This window comes from Amycolatopsis sp. NBC_00438 (genome assembly GCF_036026695.1).
Lineage (GTDB): Bacteria > Actinomycetota > Actinomycetes > Mycobacteriales > Pseudonocardiaceae > Amycolatopsis.
Map to the genome: position 1 here is coordinate 3,716,578 of NZ_CP107923.1, position 19,242 is coordinate 3,735,819.

Genomic DNA, 19,242 nt, shown 5'->3' on the forward strand with positions numbered 1-19,242 from the left:
ATGGAAACCCAACCCAGCCGCCACCATGACGACAAGACCGGCGACGCGCGAACGGCCGCCGCCGACCGGCTCACCATGTTCGTCGACGCGGTGATCGCGATCGCGCTCACCCTGCTCGCCCTGGAACTGCCCGTCCCCACCGGCGACACGACCGACGCCGTGCTGAGCTCGGCTTTGGCGCACGGCAAGGAGTACCTGGCGTTCGCGCTCAGCTTCACGGTGATCGCCGCCCACTGGCGCGCCCACCACGAGATCTTCCGCTACGTCGGCTCGCTGAGCCCGCGCCTGACCAGCCTCACCCTGGCGTGGCTGTTCATGCAGGTCCTGATGCCGTTCGCCACCCGAGCGCTCACCGCCGAGGGCGCTTTCCCGCCCCGGTTCAGTTTTTACGCGCTCGTCCAGGTCCTCGCGTCCACGACGTTCGCGCTCATCATCCGCGAGATCCGGCGCGAGCACCTGTACCGCACGGACGTCACGCCCCCGGAATTCGCCCAGAGCCTCGTACGCAGCATCTGCCTGGCAGCCGTCTTCGGGGTGTCGGTTCCCCTCTCGTTCCTGATCACGGGCACCGGCGCGTACCTGTGCTGGCTCGCGGCGCCGATCGTGCTCGCCGCCGCCCGCCGCATCCAAGGTCGCAGGGTCCGATGAGCACCCGTGCTGATAGCAGGCGGAGGTCATCTACGCCGTACCGACGCCAGCCAGTCCTCGGAGGCCAGAAGGATCGAGTGGCCACCGATCTCGTCCCAGGCGCCTGACCCGCCTCGCCACCATGCGATGGCTGCGACAGCGGGCGACGGGAAGGTGCTCAGCTCGAGGCTGACCGAACGTGGTGGAGCTTCCGCCGGTCACGCAGGGCCGGGCAGCTCAGCCGCGCTCCTGATCCTCGCCATCGATTCGCTCGGCCGCGTCGAGCAGGTACCGAGGCAGCTTGGAACTCGCTGCAAGCACCTCGACACCGACGAGCTGTCCGCCTTCATCGAAGTCCAGGTTGATCATCCCGCCCACCCCAACCGGGTCACACGGGTACATGCGCAACACGCTCCGGCGTTCCCGCGGTTCGGTGAAGTAGACGTAGGCCGCATCGGCCCCCTTGTCGTATGTGACTTCGACGACTGCCACGACGGACGGCCTCCCTGCTGACGACGGAGATCTGGCCGACGGCAGAGACTACAGCTAACCGCCTGCGACTTCGCCAACCTTGACGACCGCACGGTGACGGCTTCACATCAACGCGCCTGCCGATTACCGCCGAACGAGATGGTCAGTCGGTGGCGAGGAGGCGTTCCAGCCAGTTGTGGCGCGCCGCGATAGCGGCCTTGCTGATCCGCGCGTCGGGAACCTCCCGATCGAAGGCGTGGAATCCGCCGGGCCACACGTGCAGTTCGGCCCTACCACCCGCCTCCCAGATCCTGCCGGCGTAGCCGATGACCTCGTCACGCAGGCCCTCCGCAGAACCGACATCGAGGAACGCGGGCGGCAGACCGGCCAGGTCTGTGGCGCGTGCGGGCGCGGCGTACTGCGGTACGTCCGTGCCGCCCTGGAGATCGCCCAGCAGCGAGCTCCAGCCGAACAGGTTGTGGCTGCGGTTCCAGAATTCGATCCCGTCCATCTGCATGGCCGAAGCACTGTCGTTGCGATCATCAAGCATGGGAGCCATCAACAGTTGGCCGAGCAGGCGAGGACCGCCCTTGTCGCGCACGGTCAGGGCCAGCGCAGCACTCAGTCCACCGCCGGCGCTGGGACCGGTGACGACGATGCGGTTCGGGTCGATACCGAGTTCGTCCGCGTGGTCGACGACCCACAGCAGACCGGCGTAGGCGTCGTCGACCTGGGCGGGATAGGGGTGCTCGGGCGCGAGCCGGTAGCCGATCGAGATCAGGGTGGCTCCGAACCGCTCGGCCGTGTCGAGGAACTGGTCAAGCCCGGTGCGGTGATCGTTGCAGAAGAAGCCACCACCATGCATGAAGTAGAGCACCGGCCGCGACACGGGCGCACCGGCGGGCGTGCAGATCAGCAGCGGGATCTCGGAGTCGCCATCCGGACCGGGCACCGAAGGCTGGGAGACGGTGAAACGCCCACCGCGGCCGAAGTCGTCGAGCATGGCCACCGCGGCGTCGACCTCCGCACGGATCCCCGCCAACATCTCGAGGCTCATCCGCTTCAACTCCGGCTCTTCCGCCATGAAGGCGTCGTAAGCGACCTGAAGTTCGGCATCGAGCGGAACGGTCACGGTGGAGACTGTCTTCCCCGGTTCACGATTCACACGCCCAAGCTAGTACCCCCGTTCCCTGCAACCAACCGATTTCGATACTCGCCGACTACGCAGCAAGGGCCGGCGGGCACCTCTCACAACGCACTCTCATGCCGCTGATCAGTCGCCCGCTGGGAGTGGTCATGGTTGCGGTTGGTGACTCCGACACGTGAGGATGCGGCTGCAGTGAGCTGGAGGATTCGTGCACGAGTTGAGCGATCAGGAGCTGGTTGCCGAGCGCAACCGCCGCCTTCTTCACCCGGGCTGCCGGCTTCGAAATCGAGTTTTTCGCGCGCGGCAGCAGCACAGCAATGCGGTTCACGGACGGCCAGGGTCAGACGATCGCCGGCTTTCCGTGGTGGGACGGCGTCTGCCGCGATCTGCGGACGTGGACCTTGGCTGATGTCCCCTTGGGCGACGTCAGCCATCCGTACTGCGATCTTGATCAGTGCTGGCACATCCTGATCTGGCGACACGTCGGCCGTGTCTACATCGCCGAGGGCGAAGACGAGACATCGTTCCACAACCTGCACTGGGTGGCAGCTGACGAGTACGACAGCGCCTGGACCGACGCTCTGGCGCAAGCGCGAGCGATGCCATCCTGACACTCGACCTCTATGGCACGGCGCACTCGTCTGCCGCGTGTGGGTGTCTGCCGTAGTGACGCCGACCGTGGATCCATGACCACAACACCGGAAACTCGCCCAACGCCACCGTAGAATGATGACCTTGTGCTCCGACTTGCCGCGGAGGCCCACCTAGGCCGCTATACCGGTTTGTCCCGCGTCCACACACAGTCTGACCTGCGACTATTCTTCGTATGGTGCGCCGATCACGACATAGGCCCCCTGGCGATCCGGCGGACACAGATCGAACGCTAAGTACGGTGGATGCAGGAGGTCCGCCGGTTCAAGCCGTCGACGGTGTCGCGTCGGATGGCGGTGGTCACCGGCTTCTACCGGACCTGCGTGATCGACGCCGTGCTCGAGCACTCACCTGCCGACTACGTCCGCCGGCCCCTCGTCCCCGCGGAATCACCCACCCTGGGACTGTCGCATCTGCAGTTCGAAGCGTTGCTGTGTGCCGCCCGTGAATCAGACAACCCGAATGACTTCGCATTGGTGGCGATGCTCGGGCTGCTGGGCCTTCGGATCTTCGAAGCCTGCGGCACCGACGTCTCCGACGTCGGCGAGGAACACGGACACCGGGTACTGCGAGTGGTCGGCAAAGGCACCAAGATCGTGCTGGTGCCGCTGCCTCCTGCGGTCGGACGAGCCATCGACCGAGCTGCCGGTGACCGGCCGGTCGGAGCGATCCTGCTCAACCGGCGGGGACGGCGGATGGACCGGCACTGCGCCACCCGCCGGCTCCACCGGCTGGCCGAGCAGTCAGTGGTGCGATTGCCGCGGATGCACCCGCACATGCTGCGTCACACCTTCGTCACCACGATGCTGGACGCCGGAGTCGACCTGCGGGGCGTGCAGATCGCCGCTCGTCACGCCGACCCGCGCACCACCATGCGTTACGACCGGGCACGCAAGAACCTCGACCGACACCCGAACTACATCCTCGCCGCCTACATGGCCTCCGGCACCTGACCGCACGAACCTGGCAATGACCGTGTGAGCTAACCGCGGATGTTCGTCGGTTGTGATGCGCTGAAGAGGCTAGGTCGACTGGTGTCCGCGGCTGATCCAGCTGCGCATGATTTCGGCGGCCAGCCAATGCCCGCGGATTTCTGCTTCTTCGACGACAGGCATGCCGTTGCAGCGCCGCAACGGGTCGGCTCCGCGGGCAAGCAGGAACGCGGTGGTATCGGCGTGGAGTGGTTCGCCAGTCTGAACATGACCATCGTGTTCGACATCAATGGCGTGGCGCAAAAGGGTCCAGCCGTCCCCGCAGTCGTCTTCGATATCGTGACCAGCGTCGAGCAGGTCTCGTAGCTGGGGCAGGTCTTCGTGTTCGACGGCGTGGTGAGCTGGTGAATAGGGCATTGTGTGGCCTCTGCGTGGTCGATCGGGTGCTGGTGCTGCCGGCACGATATCGGCCGTGGGCAGGAAGCCGCTCGGCTGCGAGGGAGCTCGATCAGTGTCAGTGGCTGTCGGCGATGGTGTTCCGGGGTCGTAGCGGAGTTGCGCGTCGTCGGGGCTGGCGCCGAGGTGTGGACTAGCCTGGCCCGGCATTGGTCGTACCGCCATTCCACGGAGTAGCCGATGAGCGGACGCAGATACGGTCGATCGGTGCAGACAGCCACGACCGCACCGGCTACCTCAGCTGGGCATCACCCGACGCCGACCTGGTGCCGTCGAGATCAGATCTTCGACACGGAGCCCGCGTGCGGCGAGGCAATGACGGATCCACTCCTGTTGGTACCGACTCCGGTTGTCCCAGGTGAACTGCAACGCGTCTTGAGGGCGACGTGGACCGGTCGACCGCAACCCGGGCACGAGGTTGTCACATATGTCCGCCAGCTCATGGATCTGCTGCTGGTAGTCACAACCGGGGAAGAACTCATCGCACATGCTTTCCCGTCGATGCGACATCGCCCTCATGAACAGGACCGATTCGTGAACCACGGTGACGATCGCCTCCGCGATCACCGACGCCCGGCCTGACTTGCCCCTCCACATGAAGCTCAGTCTCCCAGAACCGTCCTCGCGAGCTGAGCGCACGCTCGTACCACTGGTCCGGCATGCACGTCCGCTCGTGCCGATGAGCGAGCGAACTGCCCGCGCGGCTCCTCCCACGGGCGCCAGGCCGGTTCAGCGCGCCTGATGTGTGCGCGGCTTGGTCGCTACGTCCGGCTCGCGGCCTGCTTGACGGTCCTGATCACCGGTGCGGTCTCGATGTGGGCGATGGCGGGCAGTATGGCCACCCGGGTGGTCAGGTACCGGTACAGCACTCGCTGGTCCGCGCACACCACGGTCGCGTAGAGGTTCGTCGGCCCGGTCGTGGCAGCGGCGAACGCGATCTCCGGATGCCCGGCCAGCGCCGTACCGACCTCCTCCAGGTACGCGGGGGCGACCGAGAGCCAGAGCAGCGTCCGAGGTCCGATACCCAACAGGCTTCCGTCGACGTCGATGTCCAGGTACAGCACCCCGCGTTCGCGAAGCTCGGTCATCCGGCGCCGGACCGTCGTCGGCGACCAGCCGGTCACCGCGGCCAGCTGCTCGAGCTCGGCCCGGCCGTCGGTGGCGAGCGCGGCGAGGAGCTCGCGGTCGCCGTCGTCGAGCCGCACCGGTCCCGGCCGGTACGGCACCGGGGGCGGGCGTAGCCGCTCGATCGCCTCATCGTCCAATGACCCGAGCTTGGCGACCAGGCTGTCCGGGCCGCCGTAGAACGCGTGCAGCACGGAGTGCGCGGTCACGCCCTCGACGCGTGGGGTGCGGGGGAGCTTGGCCAGCAGCAGCGCTTCGCTGTCGGCCTCGCTTTCGGTGCGGACGGTGCAGGTGATCTCGGTGCCGCCGGAGGTGATGCTCACCCAGGACGTGTCAGGGCGCCGGGCGAGCGCCTCGGCGACCGGGACCGACGCTGCGGGCGCGCAGCGCACCCGCAGGAACCACAGCACCGCGCCCAGTGCGGTCGGGTCGACGCCGCCGAGCACCCGCACCGCCCCGGCCGCCCGCAACCGGGCGTACCGGCGGGCGATGGTGCGATCCGACACGCCGAGAACCTCGGCGATCGTGCTGAACGGGGCCCGGCCGTTGATCTGCAGGGCGTGCACGAGCCGTCGATCCAGCTCGTCGTAGTCGGATTCCACTGGCCAGAGCGTAACAGCGTCGGATACCGACGCAATCGACGCCGTTTCTGGCGCATTCGTGTCATCGGGCGGAGCGTCGTTCTCGTCCTGATCGACACAACCAGGGGAGAACCCATGGACACCGAGGTGCTCGTCGTCGGCGCCGGCCCGACCGGCCTGACGCTGGCCAACGAACTGCGGCTGGCGGGAGTGCCGGTCGTGCTGGTCGACAGGCTGCCGCGGCGCAGCACGTTGTCGAAGGCGGGCGGTGTGCAGTCCCGCACGCAGGAGGCCTTCGACCAGCGCGGCCTGCTGGAACCGTTGCTGGCCACCGGAAACCACCCGGCAGGCATCGCCCACTTCGCCGGTATCACGCTCCCGCTCACCCGGGACAGGCACCGCCATCCGTGGCGGTCCGTCCCCCAGGTGGTGATCGAGGGATTCCTCGAGCAACACCTTGCCACGCAAGACATCCACGTGCGACGCGACCACGAACTGACCGGCGTCGCCCAGGACGAGGACGGGGTCACCGCGACCTTCGCGAGCGGCGGTGTCATCCGCTCCCGCTACCTGGTGGCCGCGGACGGCGGCCACAGCACGGTGCGGTCGCTGGTGGGCGCCGAATTCCCCGGCAGGCCGGGCACGGTGACCGTGGTCGCCGCCGACGTGCGATTGAGCGGCGACGACCAGGCGATGACGCACACCCGCAGCGAGGACGGGCACTGGGCGTCGGTGTTCCCGCTCGGCACCGACCCGCGGGGCAGGCCGCTGCGCCGGCTCTCGCTGGGTGGGCCGGGCCGGTCGCTGCCCCGGGAGGTCCCGGTCACCGAGGACGAGCTCCGCGTGGGGCTGCGCGCCGTCTTCGGTGACCGGGTGCGACTGCTCGAACTGCGTTACGCCCGCCGCATCACCAACGCGGCCCGGCAGGCGGCGCGGTACCGGCACGGGCGGGTGTTCCTGGCCGGCGACGCCGCCCACGTGCATCTCCCGATCGGCGCGCAGGGCATGAACACCGGCATCCAGGACGCGCTCAACCTCGGCTGGAAACTCGGTGCCGCGGTGCACGGCTGGGCCCCGGAGCACCTGCTCGACAGCTACCACGCCGAACGCCACCCGGTCGCGGCCGCGGTGCTGCGCAACGTCCAGGCGCAGAGCCTGCTGATGGACCAGCAGGGCACCGGCGACCCGGATCTGCTGGCCGCCAAGGACCTGTTCGCGACCCTGACAAAGCTGCGGGACGTGCAGTACCACCTCGACGACCTGTTGTCCGGGATGGGCATCCGCTACCCGCTGCCGGGCACCGAAGCCCAGCCGCTCATCGGCCTTCCCGCGCCGGACCTGAACCTCGGCCCGGTCCGATCGCACGAGCTGCTCCGCTCCGGACGCGGCCTGCTGATCGACCCGGCCGGCAGGTTCGCCAAGGTCGCCGCCTTCTGGCCGGATCGGGTCGACCGCGCGGGTCAGGACGCCGGCGTCGAGCCGATGCTGATCCGGCCGGACGGCTACGTGTGCTGGGCGGGCGATCCGGACGCCCTCGAACCGGCGCTCGGTCACTGGTTCGGTGAGCCGCACTGATCAACGGCGCCCGACCGATTCCGGCGTTGCCGAACATCCGCACATGCCGCTGAGGATGCGGTCGGCGGCACTCGCGTGGCCGCTGTGGTGGTATCCCGATGGGATCACCGCCGGGACACCACCCGGCCGGCCGCGACGAGGAGCCGCCGGAGTTCGCGCCGATCGTGTTCGTCGAGCTCGGCCAGGACCCGATCCTCGGCCTCGGCCACCTCGGGATCGAGGCGCGCAAGCACGGTCACACCCTCGCGCGTCAACGTGGCAGGCAACGACCTCCCTGACGACACCGTGGCGGGTCGCGTCACCAGGCCGCGATCCTGCAACGCGAGAACCACCTTGTTCATCGCCTGCGGTGACACCTGCGCCTCGCGGGCCAACTCGGCGTTGGACTTCGGCGACTGCGACAGCATCCGCAGGCAGAGGTACTCGGGCGCCGCCAGCTCCGCCGGCTCGAGCACGGTGGCGGCCACCTCGGCGCGCAACGCCGCGGTGACCCGGTGCAGCAGGTAGCCGAGTGGCTCGTCCCGGGAGGTTTCCATGTCAACCATGTTGACATATATCAACCTGGTTGACATCCTCGGGTGCATGACGAGCTCATCCAGCGACGCGCTGTTCGAATCCGCCTATCGTGGTCAAGCTCCCGAGATGGGGCAGGGCTTCCGGCCGCCGTGGAGCATCGGCGAACCGCAACCCGAGATCGCCGCGCTCATCGACACGGGCGCATTCCACGGCGAGGTCCTCGACGCCGGCTGCGGCGAGGGCGCAACGTCGCTCTACCTCGCCGAGCGGGGCTTCACGACGGTCGGCCTGGACCAATCACCGACCGCGATCGAGCTCGCGCGTGCGGAAGCCGCCCAACGCGGCCTCGCCAACGCCGCCTTCACAGTCGCCGATATCAGCACCTTCACCGGCTACGACAGCCGTTTCGGCACCGTTTTCGACAGCACCTTGTTCCACTCGATGCCGGTCGAGCTGCGCCGGGGGTATCAGGAATCGATCGTGCGTGCCGCGGCGCCCGGCGCATCCTATTTCGTGCTGGTGTTCGACAGTGCGACCGTGCCCTCCGGCAGGGTCAACCCGGTCTCCGCGGAGGAACTGCGGGAAGTGGTGGGCGAGTACTGGACGATCGACGAGATCCGGCCGGCCCGCATCCACGCCAAGGTCCCCGAGAACTTCCCGGACTTCGCGGACTTCGCCGGCAGCGATGTCCGCGACGAGGGCAACGGCCGCAAGTCGACACCGGCCTGGCTGCTGTCGGCCCACTTGTCCTGACCATGACGTCGTGCCGAGCCACTACCCCACCAGGTGACGCCGGTCACTCATCTTGACTGTCTACCAACTAGAAGGTAGAAATTGTCGCGTGACCACGACAGCGGATCGGATCCTGGACAGCGCTCAGACGCTGGTGCAGGTTCGGGGGTACAACGGCTTCTCCTACGCCGACATCAGTGCCGAGCTGTCCATCACGAAGCCGAGCATCCACCACCACTTCCCCACCAAAGCCGCACTGGCCGAGGCGCTGATCGCGCGTTATCGGGAACGGTTCGCCGTAGCGCGGAAGGAAGTCGACGACGACGCGGCGGGCGCGCGGCAGCGCCTGGTGGGTTACGCCGGGCTGTACGCCGAGACCTTTGCCCAAGGCGGCCGCATCTGCCTCTGCGGCGTCTTCGCCGTGGATGCGGAGAGCCTGCCCGCTCAGGTACGGCAGGCGACGGACGCGTTCTTCGCCGATCAGCGGCACTGGGTGGCCGGCGTGCTGGCCGAGGCGGGCATGCCCGCCACCCGGGCCGGTGCGGCGGCCGAGGCTTACCTGGCGTCCCTGGAGGGGGCACTGCTCCTGGCCCGCGCCCACGGGCAGCCGGACAGCGCCGCCGGACAGGATCGGGATGTGGTCCGGTCGGTGGCGGCAACCCTGGTCGACGCCCTGCTCTGAAAACGCACCACCGCGGCGCCCTTTTTCATGACCAGTCAACCTTCCAACTAGTAGGTAGTCAGATGAGGAGAATCACCATGGGACAGGACTTCACTGGTCGCAAGCTCGTCGTAGTCGGCGGCAGCAGCGGCATGGGCCGTCAGATCGCCGAGGACGTCGTCAGCGGCGGCGGCAGCGCGGTCGTCATCGGTTCCCGCCCCGAGCGGGTCGAGAAGACCGTGGCCGACCTGGCCACCCGCGGACAGGCGTGGGGCATCACCGCCGACCTGCGCGATCCCGCCGAGGTGACGCGGGTGCGCGAGGAACTGGCCGGCCAGCACGCTGACACGGCGTTGCTGGTCAACGCGGCAGGCGTCTTCAGGCCGCTGCCGTTCCTCGAACACACCCCCGCCGACTACGACGCCTACCTGGACCTGAACAAGGCCACCTTCCTGATCACCCAGACCGTGGCGCAGAACATGGTGAACAGCGGCCGCGGTGGCGCCATCGTCACCATCGGCAGCATGTGGGCCAAGCAGGCCATCGCCGCGACGCCGTCCTCGGCGTACTCGATGGCCAAGGCCGGCCTGCACGCCCTGACCCAGCACCTCGCCCTGGAACTGGCCGCCCACAAGATCCGGGTCAACGCCATCTCCCCGGCCGTGGTCGCCACCCCCATCTACGAGGGCTTCATCCCACCGGCCGAGGTCGACACCGCCCTGGCGGGATTCAACGAGTTCCACCCGATCGGCCGGATCGGCACCACCGAGGACGTCTCCGCCGTGGCCACCTTCCTCCTCTCCGACCAGGCCGGCTGGGTCACCGGCGCGATCTGGGACGTCGACGGCGGCGTCATGGCAGGCCGAAACCAGTAACCTCCGAGGCGCTTCCAGGCCTGTACGGGTTTTGACGGTTCGGAGCCCGTACAGGCCCTCACTCCCCTTGGGTGCTCAGCACTTCGCCCACCACAAGGCACAACTGCGGATACCACCGGTTCGAGACCAGCCGAGGACCCGCTCACGCCGCTGATCGCGCGCTCAGCGAGGTGCGCTCGACCCGATCTTCCACAGCGCAGAGAAGACCGAGCGGGGTACTGAGGTGAGGCCGGGTTCGGCGACGTCGAGTGCCTGATCGGTGAGTCCGCCGGCGTCATCCTCCAGATGCCGCCACCAGTAGCAGCGAGCGGCCCCGGACGAACCCAGCTCGATCTGCCTGATGGCCACCGTCTCGTCGTTGACGACGACGGCCTCCCACAGCCAGCGAGCTCCCATGTCGACCAGGCCTTCGTGGTCTACGTACTCGAAGTACTGACGAGGTTCGGAGCTCTCGTCCAAAGCGCGGTACCACGCGACGGCTGCCCGGAAGGCGGCCTCGGTCTCCGGCGACCAGCGGTGTTGCACCGCCAGACGCCGGCAGTGCGCCTCCACGTCCGCCGGAAAATCGGTCACCGCCGGAGTATTCCAGTGACACCACGTCTCGCATTCTCATGCCCGTGATCGTGCGCTGGCATCCGTTCATGACCGGATGCCGGCGGCGGTCACCGGCCTGCCGCGGTAGAACCGTTGCCCCGCCACGGTTGCCGGCATTCTCGTCACCGTTCAGCTCGACGGACGCGTTGCCTGCACGAAGGTGATGCGGCCGAGCCGGCGCTCGGCGTGGCCGACTTCCCGGGCGTCACCGAACCCGGCGTCGGTCAGCAGCGCGACGTTGGCGTCGTCGTGGCCCGCGATCGGGCTCTGGGCCACCCCGTGACGCCGGGGCAGGTGCCGGAAGGGGTGGGCCCGGCCGTGGCCATGGCCGTGTGCGGGAGCACCCGCGTCGGGCACCGGGCCGCCGAAATCGAGGATGGTGATCCGTCCCCCCGGCCGGAGTGCGCGAAACGCGTCGCGCGCGAACGCCACCCGCCCGGCGTCGTCGAGGTGGTGCAGGGCCAACGACGAGATCACGTGGTCGAGCGAGGCGTCTTCGGCGGGGATCCGGTCGGCGTACCCCTGCACGAGGATGAGGGCGACACCCCGGCGGCGGGCCTTGCGCACGCCCCGGCGCAGCGCGTCCCCGTCGGGGTCGAGACCGGTCACCCGGGCACCCGGCCGGGCCGCGAGCACGGTCAGCGACAGGTTGGCCGTGCCGCAGCCGACGTCGAGCACCGCCTGCCCGGACTCGATGCCGGCGAGCTCGGCCAGCCGCTCGTGCAACGCGCGGACGCCGGCCAACCGCGTGAACACGTCGTAGAGCGGGAGAAGCCAGGTCTTCCTCATGCCCGGCAGGAACGGGCGGTCCCGCTCCTGCGGGGTGCGCTGATCGAGGAACCGTACGTCGGTCGTAGCCATGAAGTTGCTCCCTGCGCGGTCGGTGTCGCTTACCTCCAGTCTTGGACATCCTGCGATCCTCCAGCAGGATGTACGTTGGTCGGCGTGGGACATTCTTCGGACCGTGACACGACTCGGCATTCCGGCGTGCTGCGCACGGTGCGCTCCGACGGAACGCCGGTCTACCGCCACCGGCAGCGGCCCGGCGTGCCGCCGGTCTCGGTGGTGCGCTTCGACACCGAAGACGCCCACGCCCACCTTCCGCCGGACCACCGGCACGCCCACGACTTCCTCGTCCTGGTCTACGTCGAGGAAGGCGCCGGCTCGTTCGCCGTCGACGGCGCCGAACGGACGCTGCGGGCCGGCGAGGTCCACGCCGTGCCTCCCGGGCAGGTCATCGACGTCGCGGCCGTCGCGGGGCCCGCCCGCGGCCGCGCGTGGTCGGTCGCGTTCACGCCGGACGCCGTCCCCGCGTTGTCCTCGGTCTCCCCGCTGGCCTGGGCCCACCATCCGCTGCTCGCCCTGTTCGTCCCCGGCGCGGCGCCCGGCCGGGTCGCCGGGCCCGACCGGGCGAGCTGGTCGGCTTGGCTGACGGACCTGACCGACGAACTCGCCGACCCGGACCGTCTCGGCGCGCACGAGGCCGTCGCCGCGCTGCTCACCCGGCTCCTGGTCGCGGCGGCACGACTGGCCCCGACCGCTCCGGGCCGGCCGGACGCGCTCACCGAGCGCGTCTTCGCCCAGATCGAAGCGACGTTCCGGGAACCGGTCTCCGCCGCGGACGTCGCCCGCGCGCTCGGCTACACCCCGGGACACCTCACGACCGTGCTCCGCAAGCGCACCGGCCGCCCCCTGCTCGAATGGATCACCGAACGGCGCATGACCGAAGTCCGGCGCATGCTGCGCGAAACCGACCTGCCACTCGACGCCGTGGCCACCCGGACCGGCCTGCGTGACGCCACCTATCTCGTCCGCCGCTTCCGCGACCGTTACGGCATCACCCCCCAGCGATGGCGCCGCACGCAGTCGCGGTGACCGCCGTCCGGGCATGCCCCGAAGACCGGGACATTTCTCCAAAATGTTGGTAAAACTTTCACGTGTTCGGGCCCGCAGATGGTTTCCTCTGTTAGGTAACTTTCCTAACGAACTGTGGAGGGTCCCCGCTCATGTCATCCCGCAAGCGCTTCGCTGTGGTAGCCGCCGCGGCTCTGACGCTCATCGCGCCGCCGCTCGGCGCCAAGGTCGCCGAGGCGGCCACGACGAACACCGCTTCCCCGGCCTCGGCAGACAGAACGTACACGGCCGCCGAGGTACTGGCCGGCGTCCAGAAGAACAGCACGACCGCGAACAAGGTCAATTCCAAGCCCCACATCAACACCATGACGCGGTCCCAGAACGTCAACGTGTTCCAGGTGTCGTCGGGCGTCTACGCCTACAGTTCCTCCTTGGCCGTCGACGACGACGGCAGCGACCCCGATTCCGACCCGGATCACCAGGGCGAGACGACGTTCCAGGACAGCAACGGCGCGCAGCTGGCCGCGCACCACGTGCCGTTCTACGTGCTGGGCGACGACTGCTACGACCGCAAGAGCCCGTGCCCGCATTTCTTCTACAAGGAGCACGGCATCAAGGGGCGCCAGTTCGCGCTGATGTTCTACAAGAGCAAGGTGATCGGCGCGATCTTCGGCGACACGCAGACGGGCAACGACCAGACCACTTCGGACAACGACTCCCGCGAACTGGGCGAGGCGTCGGTGAAGGCGGCCTCGTCGCTCGGCATCCCCAGCAGCGGCACCACCGGCGGCGTCGACAACGGCGTGACCGTGGTGATCTTCTCCGGTTCGTCCTGGGTCGTGAACGGCACGAACTCCAACCTCAACGCCAACGCCCAGGCCTTGGTCCAGAAGGCTCTCGACAGCCTCGGCGCCGGCATGGGCCTCTGATTCCGCGCGAAGAAAGCACGTTGACCGCGACCACCGCCACGGCGACCATGGCGGTGGTCGCGGCCGATCAGGCGGTCGCGATGTGGCGACCCCACCGCGGCACCCGGCGGTGGGAGCACAAAAGTTCACCAGTACCGCACGGAGCAGATCCAGCACGGCGCCGTCGTCTCGTCGTGCTCGCACAGCGCGTTGCAGGCGGCTTCCGAACGCCGGTGGTCCGTCAGCCGTCCGCGCAGCCATTCGCGCGCGGTCAGCCGCCGCACCCCGGTCGGCTCCGGGGCCGGAGCGCGACGCGGATGCCGAAACCGTTCTCGAGCGGCCATGGGAACGACACCTCGTCGGTGATGCTAGATGAAAGCGCTTTCCTGTTGATCACACGCCGAGCATGCGCCGCAGATCCGGGGCGTGGCGCCGGGAAACGGGCACGAACTCGTAGGTCCGGGAGTCCATGATCAGGAACAGCTCCCCCTTGATGCCCCGCTCGACTTCCGCCACCCGGCGCAGGTTCACCAGGAACCGCCGGTGCGCCCGGCGGAATCCGTAGGAGGTCAGGGCTCGCTCGACGTTGTCCAGGCCGCGGGTCGCGGCCTGGATCCGGCCGCGTTCCGTGACCAGCCAGACGATGTTCCGCTCGGCCTCGGCGTAGCGGATCTCCGACGGGGCCAGCAGGACCAGCCGGTCGTTGCGCATCCCGATGACGCACCGGGGCAGCGGCCCGGCGACGTCGTCGGCGCCTCCCTCGTAGGCTTCGCCCTCTTGCACCCCGAACGCGCACAGCATGCCCACCACGTGGTCCGCGTCGACGACCGACCGCATGGTCACCGGCGTCGGCTCTTCGCCGGGACACAACGACAGCCGCGCGTAGCCGCTCCACCCGGCGCTCCCCCGCGCCCGGTCTTTCGCCCACCGCAGCACTTCCGGCAGCCCCGTGATGTCCGGGGTCCACCGCCGCGCCGGTTCGGTCACTCCCGCGACGATGGCGGCTTCGGCCGCCAGCCCGAGCATCGCGACGGCCGGTTCGTTCGCGGCGAGCACGTTTCCCCCGCGATCCAGCGCCACGAACGCACCACCGGCCTGCGCGCACTTCCGGGTGAACTCGGCGATCACCTTGTCGGCTTCGTAGATGGCGCGCCGGTAGATCTCCTGTTCCACGAACGCGGCCGCTTGTGTCAGCCACGGCGGCACGCGCTCGGACAGCGTCGCGTTCCACCGCGAGATGTTGATCGAGGCGACCGGCGCGCCGGTCACCACGTCGCGGATGGAGGTGCCCGCGCACGCCCAGTGGTGAAACGCTTCGCACCAGTGTTCCGGCCCCGTCACGGTCACCGGACCGGACACCTCGAGCGCCGTGCCCATCCCGTTCGTGCCGGTGCACTCCTCCGACCACGACGACCACGGCGCGAGGTTGTGCAGTTCGGCGCGCCGCTGTGCGGTGGGGTCGCCCCACGCGCCGAGGACCCGCCCGTCCCCGTCCGTCACGGTGACGACGGCGCCGTCGCGCTCCACTTCCCGGCCGGCCAGCGCGCCGAGGCCGCCGAGCGCCGTGAAGATCACGCCGGTGTCGCTCCGCCGGCCCTCGTCGCCCCGGGCCCCCGGCGCGACGTCCAGCGCGCGGTCCACGTCGTAGCGATCCCGGCACCGGTACCACGAAGCGAGGATCTCGGGCCGCACGCCTGTTTCGACGTTTTCGCCCCCGGCGAAGTTTTCCCACGCGCGGGCCACTTCCTTCGCCGACGGGGTGGCCATCAGGGATCCGGCGGACACGCGCTCGCGTCCGCCGGGCCGGCTCGGCGCGATCACCAAGGGCGGCACTCTCCCGGTCATCGCGACCTCCTTGTCGCCGGGCGACGCGTCTCACGACATGTTCACGCCGTTCGACTACTTCGCTGTAGAACTACCCGCGCGGACGGGTAGGCTGGGAGAAGCAATCCGGGCAGGCTTCGAGCATATGCCCGGCCGGTGGCGAAACGCCGTCCCGACCGCTGGTGGGTGAATGGCCGCCGCCCGTCATCGCCGCACCACCGTTCGTGGGACGTTCGCCCGCGGTCATCACGCGCGGCTTGCCCTCGATCCGATACCCGGTTTAGCTTGCTACGAAGGCCAATCGCCGCGCCCGGGCCCGACAGACCAAAGGCGGTCTCCCCATGGCACAGGTACGCCGGCTCGACCCGGGCTCCCGCGGCCCTGGCGGCGCGACGGTGTACCAGGCGTGGGAACGGTTCGCGCGCGGCGGGGACGACCTCAGCGGGGTGCGACCCGAGATAGCGATCTCCTGGCACCGGTGCCGGGACCAGTACCGGGTCGACCCGGGCCTGACCGAAGCCCCGGCGGCCGTCGCGGAGGTCGGCCACGCGCTGGAGCACGACGTCGTGTTCGCCGAACTCGGCTTCCGCGCCGCCTCGCTGGCGCACGAGGTCGGCACCCTCGGCGGCATCGTGACCATCACCGACGGCACCGGCCGGGTGCTGGCCCAATGGGGTGACCAGGCCACGCAGGACGTTGCCGCGGAAGCCAACCTGGCCCGGTGGTTCTGCTGGTCCGAGGGCGCCACCGGGACGAACGGCATGGGTACCGCGCTGATGTCCTACGCCCCGGTGCTGATCCGCGGCGCCGAGCACTGGTGCCGGGCGTTCCACGACTGGACCTGCGCCGGGGTGGCGGTACGGGACGTGGTGACCCGGGAACCGGTCGCCGTGCTCAACATCTCGTGCTGGCGCGGCGATCTCCCCGGCACGGTGGGAGCCTGGCTCGGCAACGCCGCCACGATGACCCAGCGCATCCTGCGCCGGCGCGCCAAGGACGACGGCGCCGAGCTGATGGCCGCCTTCAGCCACGTCAGGTCGGGCTCGAGCGCGGCGCTCGCGGCCGTGGACGCCGCGGGCCGGGTCGTGCTCGCCGACGACACCGCGGGCGTGCTCCTCGGCATCCCGGGCTCCACGCCGGCACCCGATCCCGCGGTGCGGTGGAAACCGGAGCTGCCGGAGTTCATCCGGGCCGCCAAGCACGCCGCCGCGCAGGCGGTGCGCAACCCCGGCTGGGCCGGCTCGACGCAGATCTCCACCCGGCTCGCCAGCGAACCGACGTCGATCAGCTTCCAGCCGGTCTTTCTGTCCGGCCACCTGGTCGGCAACGTCGTTTCCTTCGGCGTGGCCGACGGGGATCCGTTGCCACGGGCGAAAGAGGACGTGCCGCCGCACGTGCAGCCGCACCGGATGGTCGCGACCCGTGAGAACCGCATGGTCCTGTTGTGGCTGCCCGAAGTCTCCTTCGCGCAGTCGGACGGCAACGACGTGTGGCTGTCCACCGACCAGGGACTGCTGCGCTCGGCATCGCCGGGCCTCGACCGGCTCGAAGCCGAGCTGACCGATTCCGGGTTCCTCCGGGTACACCGCCAGTACGTGGTGAACCTCAGCCGGATCCGGGAGGTCGAGCGCCGGCACAAGGGCGAGCTGTTCCTGGTCATGGACGACGACGCCCAGACCATGGTGCCGGTTTCCCGGCGCAACGCCCCGACCGTGCGCCGGGCGCTGGAGATCTGACCCGGCGGGTCAGCCGCGGTACCGGTGCACGTCACAGACGCAGTACATGAGCCGGCAGTCGAAGCACGCGGGCTTGTCGACGCACGTGATGCAACGCCCGCAGCGCACCGGCTCGGTGTGCCGCACGACGTCGCCGGGCCCGTAGCGCTCGCCGCAGTACAGGCACGGCAGCCGCGCACTTCCTTCGCCCGGACGGGGTATCGACGGCTGGTCCATCACATCACCTCGGTCCCGTGGCCGGGTCGCCGAAGCGGCGACCCGGCCACGTCGTCAGCGGTGGTTTCCCGTCACAGGGAGAACACGATCAGCGCGGCACCGTGTCCCTGACCGGACATGCCGGGGACGATGCCCTCGAGCCAGCCACCCCAGCCGACCGGCACCGCGATGTACTGCTTGCCTTCGACGGTGTAGGTGCTCGGGCTGCTGTGGTGACCGCTGCCGCACTGGAAGCTCCAGAGCTTCTCCCCCGTTTCCGCGTGCAGCGCCAGGAAGTCACCCGCCGGCGTGCCGGCGAACACGACGTTCCCCGCCGTGCTGAGGGTCGAGGCGGCCATCGGCATGCCGTCGAGCCGGTGGCGCCACTTCTCTTCACCGTGGGAGTCGAACGCGCTGACCGAGCCGGCCATGTTGTCGATGTCGACCTCGACGGCGGCACCCCAGTAGGGCATGCCTTCCTTGAACTCGCGACGCCGCCGGGTGGCGGTCGCACCGACGTCGGCCACCGGGACGTAGAACAGGTCGTGGTCCGGGTTGTACGAAACGTGCGTCCATTCCTTCGCACCGGCGGGGCCGGGGAAGAAGTGGCAGGGCTCGCCTTCCTTGTCCGGGTACTTCCGCGCGGTCACCTTGCCGTCGCGGGTGATGACACCCCAGTCGATCCGGTCGACGAACGGCGTGACGTGCTGCAGTTCGCCGTTGGTGCGGTCGAGGACGAACATGTACCCGTTCTTGTCGAAGTGGGCCAGCAGCTTCTTGCCGTCCCGCTCGAACAGGGTCATCTCCATCGTGGAGTCGTAGTCCCACAGGTCGTGCGGGGTGAACTGGTAGTGCCACTGGATCTCGCCCGTGTCGACGTCCAGCGCGACCACGCTGTCGGTGTAGAGGTTGTCCCCTTCGCGGACCTCGCCGTCGAAGTCGGGAGCCGGGTTCCCGGTGCCCGCGTAGTAGAGGTTCAGCTCCGGGTCGAAGCTGCCGGTGACCCAGTGGTTCGCGCCGCCGCGCTGCCAGGCTTCGCCGTCGGCGGGCCAGGTCTCCGAGCCGGGCTCCCCCGGCTTCGGCACGGTGTAGGTGCGCCAGCGCCGCTCACCGGTCTCGAGGTCCCAGCAGTCGATGTGGCCGCGGACGCCGTACTCGCCCCCGGAGGACCCGGTGATGAGGGTGTCCTTGATGACCAGCGGCGCGATCGTGGCGCTCTCGCCGGCCCGCACGTCGCCGATGGGCTTCTGCCAGACCTTCCGCCCGGTGGTGGCGTCGAGCGCGAGCAACTGGGCGTTCTGGGTCACCATGTAGACCTTGCCGCCCGCCACCGCGCAGCCGCGGTTGACGTTGGCGCAGCACAGGGTCACGTCGATCGGGATCGCGTGCTTGTAGCGCCACAGCTGCTCGCCGCTCTTCGCGTCGAGCGCCCAGAGCCAGCCGTCCCAGCCGGTGACGAACATGACGCCGTCGACGACCAGCGGGCAGGCCTCGAACGCGTAGGTCGACGTGGACGCGATCATCCCGCTCGCGCCCGCCTGGAAGATCCAGGCGACCTTCAGGTCCTTGACGTTCCCGGCGTCGATCTGGTCGAGCAGGCTGTGCCGCTTGCCGTCGTAGTCGCCGTAGTAGGTGATCCAGTTGTGGGATTCGCTGCGCGCCTGGAGGATGCGCTCGTAACCGAGGCCGCGCGTCACGTCCGGCGCGCTGTGCGGCAGGTTGGACAGCTTGCTGTGGTCGAACGCCTTGCCGGCGTCGAGGTATTCGAGTGTCATGGTGTCT

At 69.2% G+C, this 19,242-nt stretch carries 21 protein-coding genes; 11 read left to right on the plus strand and 10 right to left on the minus strand.

The genetic code is table 11. The features are described from left to right. Positions 1-648, plus strand: a complete 648-nt coding sequence (locus tag OG494_RS16490; RefSeq protein WP_328456600.1) for a TMEM175 family protein — start codon at positions 1-3, stop codon at positions 646-648. A gap of 216 nt (positions 649-864) precedes the next feature. Here OG494_RS16490 and OG494_RS16495 read toward each other — a convergent pair whose 3' ends face one another. Both OG494_RS16495 and OG494_RS16500 read right to left on the minus strand, forming a co-directional pair. After that, complete coding sequence (locus OG494_RS16495; protein WP_328456602.1) at positions 865-1,119, minus strand: DUF2283 domain-containing protein; 255 nt, start codon at positions 1,117-1,119, stop codon at positions 865-867. 142 nt (positions 1,120-1,261) lie between these two features. After that, complete coding sequence (locus tag OG494_RS16500) at positions 1,262-2,230, minus strand: alpha/beta hydrolase (protein ID WP_328456604.1); 969 nt, start codon at positions 2,228-2,230, stop codon at positions 1,262-1,264. A gap of 251 nt (positions 2,231-2,481) precedes the next feature. On the opposite strand from OG494_RS16500, the gene OG494_RS16505 reads away from it, so the two are divergent. From OG494_RS16505 to OG494_RS16515, 3 genes are all read left to right on the plus strand, one after another. After that, a complete protein-coding gene (locus OG494_RS16505) occupies positions 2,482-2,856 on the plus strand; it encodes a hypothetical protein (protein WP_328456606.1) in 375 nt (124 codons plus the stop codon). Between the two features lie 285 nt (positions 2,857-3,141). Continuing rightward, positions 3,142-3,849 (plus strand): tyrosine-type recombinase/integrase, encoded by a 708-nt coding sequence (locus OG494_RS16510; RefSeq protein ID WP_328456608.1) that lies wholly within the window; start codon positions 3,142-3,144, stop codon positions 3,847-3,849. A gap of 81 nt (positions 3,850-3,930) precedes the next feature. Next, on the plus strand, positions 3,931-4,194 hold the full coding sequence (locus OG494_RS16515) for a hypothetical protein (protein WP_328456610.1): 264 nt from the start codon (positions 3,931-3,933) through the stop codon (positions 4,192-4,194). A gap of 851 nt (positions 4,195-5,045) precedes the next feature. Here the strand turns inward: OG494_RS16515 and OG494_RS16520 are convergent. Further along, positions 5,046-6,011, minus strand: a complete 966-nt coding sequence (locus OG494_RS16520) for an Lrp/AsnC family transcriptional regulator (protein WP_328456612.1) — start codon at positions 6,009-6,011, stop codon at positions 5,046-5,048. Between the two features lie 114 nt (positions 6,012-6,125). On the opposite strand from OG494_RS16520, the gene OG494_RS16525 reads away from it, so the two are divergent. After that, positions 6,126-7,565: an FAD-dependent monooxygenase gene (locus OG494_RS16525; protein WP_328456614.1), complete on the plus strand. Its 1,440-nt coding sequence runs from the start codon at positions 6,126-6,128 to the stop codon at positions 7,563-7,565. A 104-nt stretch (positions 7,566-7,669) separates the two neighbouring features. Here OG494_RS16525 and OG494_RS16530 read toward each other — a convergent pair whose 3' ends face one another. Next, complete coding sequence (locus tag OG494_RS16530) at positions 7,670-8,101, minus strand: MarR family winged helix-turn-helix transcriptional regulator (protein WP_328456616.1); 432 nt, start codon at positions 8,099-8,101, stop codon at positions 7,670-7,672. A gap of 46 nt (positions 8,102-8,147) precedes the next feature. On the opposite strand from OG494_RS16530, the gene OG494_RS16535 reads away from it, so the two are divergent. From OG494_RS16535 to OG494_RS16545, 3 genes are all read left to right on the plus strand, one after another. Beyond that, positions 8,148-8,834 carry a class I SAM-dependent methyltransferase gene (locus OG494_RS16535; protein ID WP_328456618.1) on the plus strand — a complete coding sequence of 229 codons (687 nt, stop codon included), beginning with the start codon at positions 8,148-8,150 and terminating at the stop codon, positions 8,832-8,834. Between the two features lie 88 nt (positions 8,835-8,922). Further along, positions 8,923-9,495 carry a TetR/AcrR family transcriptional regulator gene (locus tag OG494_RS16540; protein WP_328456620.1) on the plus strand — a complete coding sequence of 191 codons (573 nt, stop codon included), beginning with the start codon at positions 8,923-8,925 and terminating at the stop codon, positions 9,493-9,495. Positions 9,496-9,572: 77 nt separating this feature from the next. Next, a complete protein-coding gene (locus tag OG494_RS16545; RefSeq protein WP_328456622.1) occupies positions 9,573-10,349 on the plus strand; it encodes an SDR family NAD(P)-dependent oxidoreductase in 777 nt (258 codons plus the stop codon). A gap of 162 nt (positions 10,350-10,511) precedes the next feature. Here OG494_RS16545 and OG494_RS16550 read toward each other — a convergent pair whose 3' ends face one another. Both OG494_RS16550 and OG494_RS16555 read right to left on the minus strand, forming a co-directional pair. Further along, positions 10,512-10,922: a hypothetical protein gene (locus OG494_RS16550; protein ID WP_328456624.1), complete on the minus strand. Its 411-nt coding sequence runs from the start codon at positions 10,920-10,922 to the stop codon at positions 10,512-10,514. A 150-nt stretch (positions 10,923-11,072) separates the two neighbouring features. After that, positions 11,073-11,804: a class I SAM-dependent methyltransferase gene (locus tag OG494_RS16555; RefSeq protein WP_328456626.1), complete on the minus strand. Its 732-nt coding sequence runs from the start codon at positions 11,802-11,804 to the stop codon at positions 11,073-11,075. Positions 11,805-11,888: 84 nt separating this feature from the next. Here OG494_RS16555 and OG494_RS16560 point away from each other — a divergent pair, with 84 nt between their 5' ends. Next, complete coding sequence (locus OG494_RS16560; RefSeq protein ID WP_328456628.1) at positions 11,889-12,818, plus strand: AraC family transcriptional regulator; 930 nt, start codon at positions 11,889-11,891, stop codon at positions 12,816-12,818. 131 nt (positions 12,819-12,949) lie between these two features. Next, complete coding sequence (locus OG494_RS16565; RefSeq protein ID WP_328456630.1) at positions 12,950-13,726, plus strand: glycoside hydrolase family 75 protein; 777 nt, start codon at positions 12,950-12,952, stop codon at positions 13,724-13,726. 125 nt (positions 13,727-13,851) lie between these two features. On the opposite strand, the gene OG494_RS16570 is transcribed toward OG494_RS16565, so the two are convergent. Both OG494_RS16570 and OG494_RS16575 read right to left on the minus strand, forming a co-directional pair. Further along, positions 13,852-14,049, minus strand: coding sequence for a hypothetical protein (locus tag OG494_RS16570; RefSeq protein WP_328456632.1), 198 nt, complete (start codon positions 14,047-14,049; stop codon positions 13,852-13,854). Positions 14,050-14,098: 49 nt separating this feature from the next. Continuing rightward, positions 14,099-15,550, minus strand: a complete 1,452-nt coding sequence (locus OG494_RS16575) for a DNA-binding protein (protein ID WP_328456634.1) — start codon at positions 15,548-15,550, stop codon at positions 14,099-14,101. 320 nt (positions 15,551-15,870) lie between these two features. Between OG494_RS16575 and OG494_RS16580 the strand changes: the two genes are divergently transcribed. Further along, positions 15,871-17,265 carry a DNA-binding protein gene (locus OG494_RS16580; protein WP_328456636.1) on the plus strand — a complete coding sequence of 465 codons (1,395 nt, stop codon included), beginning with the start codon at positions 15,871-15,873 and terminating at the stop codon, positions 17,263-17,265. A gap of 9 nt (positions 17,266-17,274) precedes the next feature. Here OG494_RS16580 and OG494_RS16585 read toward each other — a convergent pair whose 3' ends face one another. Both OG494_RS16585 and OG494_RS16590 read right to left on the minus strand, forming a co-directional pair. Continuing rightward, complete coding sequence (locus OG494_RS16585; RefSeq protein WP_328456638.1) at positions 17,275-17,481, minus strand: recombination activating protein 1; 207 nt, start codon at positions 17,479-17,481, stop codon at positions 17,275-17,277. Positions 17,482-17,552: 71 nt separating this feature from the next. After that, entirely contained in the window at positions 17,553-19,235 is a 1,683-nt protein-coding gene (locus OG494_RS16590) for a PQQ-dependent dehydrogenase, methanol/ethanol family (RefSeq protein ID WP_328456640.1), read from the minus strand. Positions 19,236-19,242: the final 7 nt, after the last annotated feature.

Coding starts and splice junctions, on each gene's coding strand:
- OG494_RS16580 (WP_328456636.1), top strand. CDS start 15,871: ATGGCACAGGTACGCCGGCTCGACCCGGGCTCCCGCGGCCCTGGCGGC.
- OG494_RS16510 (WP_328456608.1), top strand. CDS start 3,142: ATGCAGGAGGTCCGCCGGTTCAAGCCGTCGACGGTGTCGCGTCGGATG.
- OG494_RS16530 (WP_328456616.1), bottom strand. CDS start 8,101: ATGGAAACCTCCCGGGACGAGCCACTCGGCTACCTGCTGCACCGGGTC.
- OG494_RS16575 (WP_328456634.1), bottom strand. CDS start 15,550: ATGACCGGGAGAGTGCCGCCCTTGGTGATCGCGCCGAGCCGGCCCGGC.
- OG494_RS16490 (WP_328456600.1), top strand. CDS start 1: ATGGAAACCCAACCCAGCCGCCACCATGACGACAAGACCGGCGACGCG.
- OG494_RS16590 (WP_328456640.1), bottom strand. CDS start 19,235: ATGACACTCGAATACCTCGACGCCGGCAAGGCGTTCGACCACAGCAAG.
- OG494_RS16585 (WP_328456638.1), bottom strand. CDS start 17,481: ATGGACCAGCCGTCGATACCCCGTCCGGGCGAAGGAAGTGCGCGGCTG.
- OG494_RS16535 (WP_328456618.1), top strand. CDS start 8,148: ATGACGAGCTCATCCAGCGACGCGCTGTTCGAATCCGCCTATCGTGGT.
- OG494_RS16570 (WP_328456632.1), bottom strand. CDS start 14,049: ATGGCCGCTCGAGAACGGTTTCGGCATCCGCGTCGCGCTCCGGCCCCG.
- OG494_RS16565 (WP_328456630.1), top strand. CDS start 12,950: ATGTCATCCCGCAAGCGCTTCGCTGTGGTAGCCGCCGCGGCTCTGACG.
- OG494_RS16555 (WP_328456626.1), bottom strand. CDS start 11,804: ATGGCTACGACCGACGTACGGTTCCTCGATCAGCGCACCCCGCAGGAG.
- OG494_RS16525 (WP_328456614.1), top strand. CDS start 6,126: ATGGACACCGAGGTGCTCGTCGTCGGCGCCGGCCCGACCGGCCTGACG.
- OG494_RS16545 (WP_328456622.1), top strand. CDS start 9,573: ATGGGACAGGACTTCACTGGTCGCAAGCTCGTCGTAGTCGGCGGCAGC.